The organism is Oleiphilus sp. HI0067, from assembly GCF_001635735.1.
The window spans coordinates 1-1,175 of sequence record NZ_LWFI01000181.1 but is presented as its reverse complement, the minus strand read 5'-3'; the positions used below and the strand labels follow the sequence as shown (position 1 = coordinate 1,175).

The 1,175-nt window shown below is 47.4% G+C and carries 1 protein-coding gene; it reads left to right on the top strand.

The genetic code is table 11. The features are described from left to right. On the top strand, positions 1–1,175 hold a 1,175-nt coding region (locus tag A3739_RS02440; protein ID WP_156502271.1), incomplete at both ends, for an acetate--CoA ligase.

Here is a 1,175-nt window from a genome sequence, read left to right as displayed (position 1 = left end):
AGAGTATGTCGTCTTGCGAACGGCCTGAAAGAATTAGGTGTAGAGAAAGGGGATATCGTCACCTTATATATGCCGATGGTTCCAGAAACAGGCATCGCTATGCTGGCCTGTGCGCGCATCGGTGCCGTGCATTCCGTTGTTTTTGGGGGGTTTTCCCCGGAAGCTCTCGCAGCCAGAATTGAAGATGGTCAGTCTAAATGGTTGATTACGGCTGATGAGGGTATTCGTGGCGGGAAGTCTATTCCATTAAAGAATAACGTGGATGAGGCTTTTGAAGTAGGGAATATCGGGCATGTGAAGAATGTCGTTATGCTTCAGCGTACCGGTGGCGATGTGTCATTTGTTGAAGGTCGTGATGTATGGATGCATGAGTTGATGGAGCGTCAGGGTGCTTATTGTGACGCTGAACCGATGAGCGCTGAAGATCCCTTGTTTATGCTGTATACCTCTGGTTCAACTGGCAAGCCTAAGGGCGTTTTGCATACTACTGGTGGTTATCTTACTTACGCGTCCTTTACGCATGAGAAAGTATTTGATTATCGCGAGGGCGAAGTTTTCTGGTGTACCGCGGATTTCGGATGGATTACTGGGCATAGCTATATTTTGTACGGTCCATTGTGTAATGGTGCGACAACAGTGTTGTTTGAAGGCGTGCCAAATTATCCTGATGCTTCTAGGTTCTGGCAGGTTGTTGAAAAACATCAGGTGAACGTATTTTATACCGCGCCGACCGCAATTCGTGCGTTGATGGCTGCTGGTGATGATAAAGTTCAATCCTACAACCGAGATAGCATTCGTCTTTTAGGCTCGGTGGGCGAGCCAATTAATCCAGAAGCTTGGGAATGGTACTACGAAGTAGTCGGAGAAAAACGTTGTCCTATTGTTGATACGTGGTGGCAAACGGAAACCGGCGGCGTATTGATCTCCGCTATTCCGGGAGCGACGACTTTGAAGCCAGGCTCAGCAACGCGTCCATTGTTTGGTGTGAAACCTGCGATTGTCGATAACGAAGGCAATATTCTAGAAGGCGAATGTGAAGGGAATTTAGTCTTAATGGATAGTTGGCCTGGTCAAATGCGCACCGTCTACGGTGATCATGAGCGCTTTATTCAAACCTATTTTTCGACGTATGAAGGAATGTATTTTACGGGTGATGGAGCTAGACGTGATGCAGA